The 9,248-nt window shown below is 59.1% G+C and carries 4 protein-coding genes; all 4 read left to right on the top strand.

All coding sequences use genetic code 11. The annotated features are described in order from the left end of the window. Positions 1 to 674 precede the first annotated feature (674 nt). A complete protein-coding gene (locus ACA053_RS12800; protein ID WP_497317621.1) occupies positions 675 to 2,411 on the top strand; it encodes a type I secretion system permease/ATPase in 1,737 nt (578 codons plus the stop codon). Between the two features lie 6 nt (positions 2,412 to 2,417). Then, positions 2,418 to 3,758: an HlyD family type I secretion periplasmic adaptor subunit gene (locus tag ACA053_RS12795; protein WP_497317619.1), complete on the top strand. Its 1,341-nt coding sequence runs from the start codon at positions 2,418 to 2,420 to the stop codon at positions 3,756 to 3,758. Position 3,759: 1 nt separating this feature from the next. Further along, positions 3,760 to 5,088, top strand: coding sequence for a TolC family outer membrane protein (locus ACA053_RS12790; RefSeq protein WP_497317617.1), 1,329 nt, complete (start codon positions 3,760 to 3,762; stop codon positions 5,086 to 5,088). A 486-nt stretch (positions 5,089 to 5,574) separates the two neighbouring features. Next, positions 5,575 to 8,598, top strand: a complete 3,024-nt coding sequence (locus ACA053_RS12785; RefSeq protein ID WP_497395784.1) for an Ig-like domain-containing protein — start codon at positions 5,575 to 5,577, stop codon at positions 8,596 to 8,598. Positions 8,599 to 9,248: the final 650 nt, after the last annotated feature.

Here is a 9,248-nt window from a genome sequence, read left to right as displayed (position 1 = left end):
TATGGGAAAGGCTCGGGACGAATAAATCCTCCCGCGCCAAGTCACGTGCTGGCTTGCGCAGTTCGTTGGTTCAGTGTTTGGCGAGAGCAGGCGTGGGGCAGGCAAAGCCGTCCCCTGCGCCGGTGAATGCGCGCCTGGAATTCGCTGGATGAATTGCTCGCTGAGCGATTAGGCAGAGCGATTCCGAGCCACTGGTGGGCCATGGAATCGGGAAGTCGAAGCGAACTTCCTGAACAGCTCCGTCACGGTGTTACAGAACGAAATGATCGACATGCGGTGCTCCTTCAGGACCACCGTGCCTTGCACTTTCGAAGCGATGGCAAGCTTCAGACGGGCGCCCTTGCACATGACTAAAGTTCTATAGACATGCTCTGTCAATATTACGACGTAAAAAAAGACGATTGGCATCTGACCCGCCAACTTACTGTTCTTAAACGAGATATAGATATTCAGATGAACCAATAGAGCGAAATGTTATTTCAAACTGTATCGCTAGAGAGACAAACGCCACCTACGCTGCTGCATGTGAATATAAAAATTTATGGAACTTTTCAAAGAACGCTATCACTTGTGTCCACGATAAGCATTCGCAACTACATCTATGGTTTGCCACAACATTTGCTGATGCGGTTTTGCCGCAAGCACTACCGGCTTTTTCGGTGAGGGACTATCAAATGCACAAGCTCTCAAGCACCCGATCCGAACTGGCCGACGCGATTTTTCGCCTGCGCCGCAGTTTTTACTCGCTGGCGGGGTTTAGTGGCGTCATCAACGTCATGATGTTGACGCCAGCCGTGTACATGCTGCAGGTCTACGACCGGGCCTTGGTCAGTCGCAACGTCACGACATTGACGATGTTGACCGTGCTGGTGATAGGCCTGTTCTTGCTGATGTCCACCCTGGAATTGGTCCGCACCCGCGTGTTGATCCGGGTCGGCAACTGCCTCGACATGGACCTGAACCGACGCATCTTCACGGCTGCGTTCGAGCGCAACCTGAGCCGCGCCGGAGGCAATCCGGCCCAGGCCCTGCAAGATCTCGCGCAAGTTCGTCAGTTCCTCACCGGCAATGCCCTGTTCGCTTTTTTCGATGCGCCCTGGACGCCGCTGTACCTGCTGGTCGCCTACCTGATCCACCCGCTGCTCGGACTGATCACCCTGATCGGCTCGCTGATTCTGGTGTTCTTGGCTTATCTCACCGAAAAGGCCACGCAGAAGCCGCTGGCCGAAGCCAATCAGGCCGCTCTCTCCTCCGCCTGCTACGCCAACAACAACCTGCGCAACGCCGAGGTGATCGAAGCCATGGGCATGCTGCCGTCGATTGGCAAGCGCTGGTACCAAAGCCATTTGCGCATCCTGGAAATGCAGACCCTGGCCTCCGACCGTGCCGCCCTGATCAGCAGCACCGGGCGCTTCGTGCGTATCACGTTGCAGTCGCTGATCCTCGGCGCCGGCGCACTGCTGGCGATCGAAGGCAAGATCACCCCCGGGATGATGATTGCTTGCTCGATCCTCACCGGCCGAGCGCTGGCCCCGGTGGAACAAGTCATCGCGTCGTGGAAACAACTGCTCGGTTGCCGTTCGGCCTGGGGCCGGCTCAACGAGATGCTTGAAGACTATCCGCGCCGGCCACCCAGCATGTCGCTGCAGCGGCCGCTTGGCATGCTGTCAGTGGAGAATGTGTATGCCGGCGCCCCCGCCACCAACAACACGATTCTGCGCGGGGTGAGCTTCAACCTCTCGCCCGGCGAAAGCCTTGGCATTATCGGTCCATCCGCCTCGGGCAAATCCACCCTCGCCCGCCTGTTGGTCGGCGTCTGGCCGGCGCAGGCCGGCAAGGTGCGCCTGGACGGCGCGGACATATTCACCTGGAACAAGGGCGAACTTGGCCCCTGGCTCGGTTACCTGCCACAGGATGTGGAGCTGTTCGAGGGCACCATCGCCGATAACATTGCGCGCTTTGGTGAAGTGGACAGCGACGCAGTCATCCGCGCCGCAAGAGCGACGGGAGTGCACGAGATGATCCTGCGTTTTGCGCAGGGTTATGAGACCCGTCTGGGCACCGATGGCAGCCCGCTTTCCGGTGGCCAGAAGCAACGCATCGCCTTGGCCCGCGCGCTGTACGGAGAGCCCAATCTGATTGTGCTGGATGAGCCGAACGCCAACCTCGACGACGTCGGTGAAAAAGCCCTGGTCGATGCGCTGGCCCAACTCAAGGGCCGTGGCGCCACCGTCATTCTGATTTCCCACCGCCCCAACGTGCTCTGCGCCGTCGACAAAGTGCTGATGCTGCGCGACGGCGGCGTTCAGATGCTTGGCACACGTGACGAAGTATTCGCAGCGCTGCGCAAGTCCAATGTGATGCCTGCAGGCGCGTCGACTCCGCTGGCCTCCGTCAAAGCACGGGAGTGACCGATCATGCAAATGAACCAACACATTGAGATGATTCACACCGACCCCAGAAACGTGGTGGATCTGGACGTCGGCAAACCCATGCGCAAGGGCATTTGGCTGGTGCTCGCCGGCTTCGGCGGCTTCCTCCTGTGGTCCTGGCTGGCGCCACTCGATGCCGGCGTGGTTGCGACAGGCACGGTCAAAGTCACCAGCAATCGCAAAGCCGTGCAACATCTGAGCGGCGGCACCGTGGAGGCCATTCTTGTACGCGAAGGCGATGCAGTGAAAAAAGGCCAGGAGCTGGTTCGCCTCGACTCACTGCGTGCCGTTGCCGAACAGGGTGCGGTCAGCGCCCAGTACATCGTCAGCAAGACCGTGGAAAACCGCCTGGAAGCGGAACGCGACGGCCGCGATGTAGTGAACTACGACCCCGAATTACTCAAGCGCTTCAGTCATGACCACCGCCTGGTGGCCGCCATGAATCTGCAACAACGTTTGCTCGATACCCGGCGCGCCGGCCTCGCTGGCGAAATCAGCATCCTGCAGGAAAACCTCGCAGCGTCGGCGGTGCAGCTCAAGGGTTTGCAACAGGTTTATGGCGCCCGCGCCTCGCAGATCAACTTCCTCAACCAGGAACTACAAGGCACCCGCGTGCTGGCAGCCGAAGGTTACGTGCCGCGCAACCGGTTGCTTGAGCTGGAACGCAGCAACGCCGACCTCTCCGCAGGCCAGGCCGAAAACCTCAACAACATTGCTCGCATACGGAGCCAGACCACCGAAATCAAGCTGCGCATCCTGCAGCGCCAGCACGATTACCAGAAGGAAGTCGAATCGCAGCTCACCGACACCGCCAAGGAAAACACCACCCTGGCCGACCGCTTGCGTGCGCTGGACTATGAAGTGACCCACACGGTGATTCGCTCGCCCATCGATGGCATGGTCCAGTCACTGAGCATTGCGACCATCGGCGGGATCATTCAACCCGGCTTCAAAATCATGGAAATCGTTCCGGACAACGAACCGCTACAGGTCGACGCGATGATTCCTGTACAGGCCATCGACAAGATGGCCCCCGGCCTGGCCGTGGACATTGCCTTTCCAGCCTTCAACCATGCCCAGACGCCGAACATCCCTGGCCGCGTGAAGACCGTCTCCGCCGACCGCCTGCTCGACGAGGAAAGCAAGCAACCGTTCTACCTGGCTCAGGTAGAAGTCACGCCCGAAGGCATGAGCCTGCTTGGCAGCAATCACATTCGTCCCGGTATGCCCGCCAGCGTCACCATCAAGACCGGCGAGCGCAACTTGATGAGCTACCTTCTCAAACCCATGCTCGAGCGTGTCGACAGCTCGTTCAAGGAGCAATGAAATGGACCGTCATTGCCTGATCTTCTGCCTGCTGGGGCTGTCTCTCCCGGCCAGCGCCATGGACCTCAAACAAGCCTGGGATCTGCTGCAGTACCAAGGCCCCGTCTACCGCGCCGCCGTGCATGAAAAAGAGGCCGGCCTGGAAAACCGCGCCATTGGCCAGGCCGGCCTGCTACCGCAGATCAGTGCCTCGGCCTACGACAACAAGGTCAATGGCACTCAGCGCCAGAGCGGCATCGAAAGGGATCTCGACTACGACTCCAAGGGCGCTAATGTGCGCTTGCGCCAGCCGCTGTTCAACAAACAGAAAATGGCCGAGTACCGCCAAGGTCAACAGCGTGCCGACTACAGCGTCGCGGTGTTCGATGCCAAGAGTCAGGACGCCGCGGTGCGCCTGGCCGAAAGCTATTTCGACGTGCTCCTGGCCAGCGAAACCATCCTCCTCGCCAAGTCCAAGCTGAGCGCCTTCGATGAGCAACTCGCCTCGGCGAAACGGCGCATGGAGCTGGGGGCCGGCACTGTCACCGACATCGACGAGTCGGTCGCTCGCCGCGACCTCGCCGAAGCCGAGCTGATCGAAGCTCAGGACAACCTGATCAATGCGCGCCGCAAGCTTGAGGAATTCATCGGAGAAACGCCCGAATCGCTGACCACCTTGCGTCCGAGCTTCGATACGCCACCGCTACAACCGAGCAACCTGCAGGACTGGTTGGTCAAGGCTCAGACCGATAGTCCGCTGATCCATGCGCGCCGCCATAGCAGCAACCTCGCTGAAGAAGAAGTGAAGCGCGCCAAGGCGGGACACTGGCCGACACTGGATTTCGTTGCCGGCTACACGGCGGGCGATAGCCAATCAATCTCCGAGCTCAATCAACGCAACCGCTACGGCTCAATCGGGCTGGAAGTCAATTTCCCGCTGTACAACGGTGGTGGTACCAGCGCGCTGACACGTCAAGCCAGCGCCAATAGTTTCAAGGCCCTGGACGAGCTCGACGCCACGCGACAGGAAGTCATCTCCGGAACTACCCGCGAGTATGCCGGCATCCACAGCGGCGCCAGACGTATTCATGCGCTGGAGCGGGCCGTGGAGTCCAACGAACGCTCACTGACGTCGACACGCAAGGGTTTCAAGGAAGGCGGCACCAGTACCAATTCGGATGTCCTCAACGCCCAAGAACTGCTCTTCGTTGCGCAACACGATCTGTTCGAGGCCAAGTTGCGTTATTTGATGTCACGCCTGCGCCTGGCCTCTTCGGTGGGCAGCCTGGGTGACGATGATATCGACCAGATCAACAACTACCTTGGCCCGGAACTGCTGGTCACCAACTGACGTTCGCCTGTCGGCCGGTTGAGCCAATGAGGGCCGACCGCCCCCCCACTTCCGGGTAACTTTGATCAATCAAATACCCGCCATTCATCACCGCCTCTCTGAACCACTCTCAACGCTCTGGCACTGATGAAATCGCATTCGCAGTTGTTGACGGCCTGATTTTTCACTGTCGAAAACGGGCAATTACCACTCCCAGAAATGGGGCACTACACCCACCATAAACGGGGACTTTCCACCGTATTTGAGGAATGTCACCCACCCTGTTTTTCGATCACTTGTCACACTCAAAGCCGCCGGTCAATAAAACTGAACTTTTTCTTCGCGCTGCTGTATTGGCTCAATTGTTGCTCCACTCCTTGTACCCGCATTAGCTGTCGTCCCGAGCATGGAGACGGCGGGGCATCACGCGAGGGGTGAAAAATGAAACGCGCAAAACCACCATGCAATTCCATCCACTTGCTGTGCAGGTCAAGCCTGCCCTGTGCGATGCTCCTTACTCTCAACACTGCCAATGCCGTGCCGCTCGACGATGTCAGCCAGCCGTCACCGACGGACCCCTCGGCGTACACCAATCCACCCGCCGACCCTGCGGCAGCGCTGGAAGCCTTGAAAACAATGCCGTCGACCAACCAGGGCGCGATTGCCCTGCCCAACGGCGCGTACGGTGACCGCTACACCCCACTCGCTGGTAACGCACTGCCGCCGAGCCTGCAAACCTCGTTCAAAGTCCCCACCAACGGCAAACCCAGCCCGTTGTTCGGGGCGCAGCCCTTCACCCAGCAACTGCTGCTGATGGAGGAATTCGGCACGGAAAAACTCGACCCGACCCTGCCCGCGCCAACACTGACCTTCCCTGTACCCCTTGCCGGCCCGGCACCACAGCAGGACCCGAACAGCATCGCTCGCAGCGGCCCGTCGAGTGCGGCACTGGAAGCCTTCATGCGCCAACCCGGGCTTTACCCGTTTCCGTCGCAATACTCCAACGTGCTGGACCGCAACCCCTGGAAATCGCAGATTGAAGCCTTCCTCAACCGCCATCCGGTAGGTTCGCCGGCCGAAGGCCGTCCGCCAGGAAAAGGCTGGTCCCATCAACGCTGGAACGAGTTCTACCCGCAGGTCGCCTTCAAAACCGTGCAAGTCGGCGCCAAACTCAACGGCGGCATGCGCGACCGCCGACAACTGCACAACTACGCCGCCGGTGAGTTCGGGCCTGGCGGGCTCTACTACAAGACCTCGGACATCCCGACCACCACGGGCACCACCAAAGGCATCGACACCCGTTTTCACCCCAAAATGCCGATTCAGAACCACAAGGCGCTATGGACCTTCGACGGCACCTTTCCGGTAAAACTGCTGATGGTGCGCTACGGCCAACCGGTGCTGATGCGTCACTACAACGCCCTGCCGATAGACCCTGCCGCAAACATGGGTTTCGGCCTGCACACCCTCAGCACCCACGAACACAACGGCCACAACCCGGCCGAAAGCGACGGCTATACCAATGCGTTTTTCTTTCCGGGGCAGTACTACGACTATCGCTGGCCAATGCAACTGGCCGGCTACGACACCATCAACACCAAGGCTGAAGATCCTCGCGCGGCGTTCCCCTGCGCCCCGGGCGAAACCCTGTTCGTCAACGACGCCACCCCGGGCCTGAAGACCTGCAATAACGGCACCATCAAGATCCGCGGCGACTGGCGCGAAACCATGAGCACTCACTGGTTTCACGACCACATGCTCGATTTCACCGCGCAGAACGTCTACAAGGGCAACGCAGTGATGATGAATTACTACAGCGCCCTGGATCGCGGCAACGAGGCGGTCGAGGACGGCGTCAACCTGCGCCTGCCCAGCGGTTCGGCGCTGCCTTGGGGCAACCGCGACTATGACGTCAACCTCATGGTGGCCGACAAAGCCTGGGATAAGAACGGCCAGCTGTGGTTCAACCCGTTCAACACCGACGGTTTCCTCGGCGATCAGATCCTGGTCAACTGGCAGTACCAGCCGCGCCTGAGTGTGCGCGCTCGCAGCTATCGTTTCCGCATACTCAACGGCTCGATATCACGCTACTTCAGGATTGCGCTGGTGCGTGAAATCGCCGGCACCGGCGGTGAATTCCCCGGACCGGCAGGTTCCAACGTGTCTTTTGCGCGCGTGCCGTTCCACATGATCGGCAACGACGGCAACCTCATGGAACACGCCGTGCCATTCGACGGCAGCATGGACCTCGACGCCGACGGCGACCTGCAGGACCACAACGCTATCCTGCCGACCCAGGGCATCGCCGAGCGTTACGACATCATCGTCAACTTCGCGAAAAACGGGATCAAGACCGGCGACAAGCTGTACTTCGTCAACCTGATGGTGCACCAGAGCGGCAGGGGACCGGAGATAGAACCGGTGAGCCTGGCCGATGTACTGTCCGGGAAGTACAAAGCAGTACTCAAGCTGGGTAGCAAAGGACTGGAATGGGACAACGGCGACCCGGTGGTGGGCAAATTCCTGCAATTGGTGGTTCAGCCTTACAGCGGCACGGATGTCAGCATGAACCCTGCCGAGTACGAGCCGGCCAAACCGGGCAAGGCAGTGGGTAAAATCATGATTCCGTTGACCCTCAACCGTGACGATCCGACGGTGCAGGCCAAACTCAAACTGGCGCGGCATCGCGAGTTCATCTTCGGTCGCTCCGATGGCACCGACGAAGAACCCTGGACCATCAAGACCGACGGTGGTTTTGGCTACCAGATGGACTCACGGCGAATCAGCGCTGCCCCGCAACTGGCCAACGGTCCGACGGATGCCGGGTTCTCCGGCGACGGCACCCTTGAGGTGTGGAAAATCAAGAACGGCGGCAACGGCTGGGCCCACCCGGTGCACGTGCATTTCGAAGAAGGCATCGTCCTCAACCGCGACGGCAAGGCGCCGCCGGAATGGGAGAAAGGGGCGCGCAAGGACGTTTATCGCATTGGCGAGGGCATCGACAGTTCGGTGGACGTGGAAATAGCCATCCGCTTCCGCGAGTTCGCCGGGACCTACATGGAGCACTGCCACAATACCCAGCATGAGGACACTTCGATGCTGCTGCGCTGGGACATCGAGAGGCCCGGCCAGTTTCAGTTGATGCCAACGCCCCTGCCCGGCTGGGACGGCGTCACCTATGTAAACTCTGCGGCGCTGCCGACCTTCCGCACGGGCGAAGGCGAAAACAAAAAACCCGTCGCCAAACCCGACAGCGCCAGCAGCAGAGACGGCAAACCGCTGACCATCAATGTCCTGGCGAACGACTCCGATCCAGACGGTCATGTGCCACTTAAAGTAGTGGGATTAACGCAACCGAGCGCCGGCAAAGGCACGGTCGCGGTCAGCACCGAAGGCGTACGTGTGATCTACACACCACCAGCCACAATCGCAGCGTCGTTCGTCGCCAGCTTTACCTATCAAGCCAGCGATACCAAGGGCGCGTTATCGACACCGGCGACGGTGACCGTGGCGGTCTCGGCACCCCGGTAACACGCTGGACCGCAACGCCGCAGCCCTGCTCAGGAATTGCCTGAAGGGCTGCTCGCAGCGTGGCAGGTTGTGTTGTGTTTGTGTTGTGTTCTTGGGCGGAAAATCTCAATGGATCGATAGCTGCCTTTCATGGGGCAGCTATCGATTTCATCCAAACGCGATCGGCAACATTCTGTCCAAAACCTCTAAAATATTCACTCTTCCAGTTGCTACAGGGCTTCGCCAAACCGGCTGATATCCGCCCAACGCCTCCTCCGAAACCAACTTGAAAATGCCTCCCCATTTCAGAGGAAACACCCCCATAAACGGGCTTTATTTACCCCAACCCTATATCGAAAGAGCCCCATAAAACTGGTTAAACCGGCAAGACTTCAGGCTCTATAAGTGTGGCATAGAGTTTGCTGAATCTTAATTATGATATTAATCAAGAGATCCGGGTAAGCGGCACTCCCAAGGCATCTGCACTCAGCAGGTAATGAAATACCCACGCCGAAGTTCGCCGCTCATAGTACGTTGCTATATTAGGGAGCTACCATCATGCCCCATGAGTCGATAACGCTTACATCTATACTGATTCTTCTCATTTTTACTATAGGGGTAGGCTGGAATCTTATCGGCTTGTTATTCGATTAAGAGTAAACGGCAACTTT

Source organism: Pseudomonas sp. LBUM1672, from assembly GCF_059695655.1.
Note: the sequence above shows the minus strand (reverse complement) of the source record. Positions and strands in the feature narration are given on the sequence as shown.

Excerpts from the sequence above, each read along its gene's own strand:
- ACA053_RS12795 (WP_497317619.1), top strand. The coding sequence starts at position 2,418 with ATGCAAATGAACCAACACATTGAGATGATTCACACCGACCCCAGAAAC.
- ACA053_RS12800 (WP_497317621.1), top strand. The coding sequence starts at position 675 with ATGCACAAGCTCTCAAGCACCCGATCCGAACTGGCCGACGCGATTTTT.
- ACA053_RS12785 (WP_497395784.1), top strand. The coding sequence starts at position 5,575 with ATGCTCCTTACTCTCAACACTGCCAATGCCGTGCCGCTCGACGATGTC.
- ACA053_RS12790 (WP_497317617.1), top strand. The coding sequence starts at position 3,760 with ATGGACCGTCATTGCCTGATCTTCTGCCTGCTGGGGCTGTCTCTCCCG.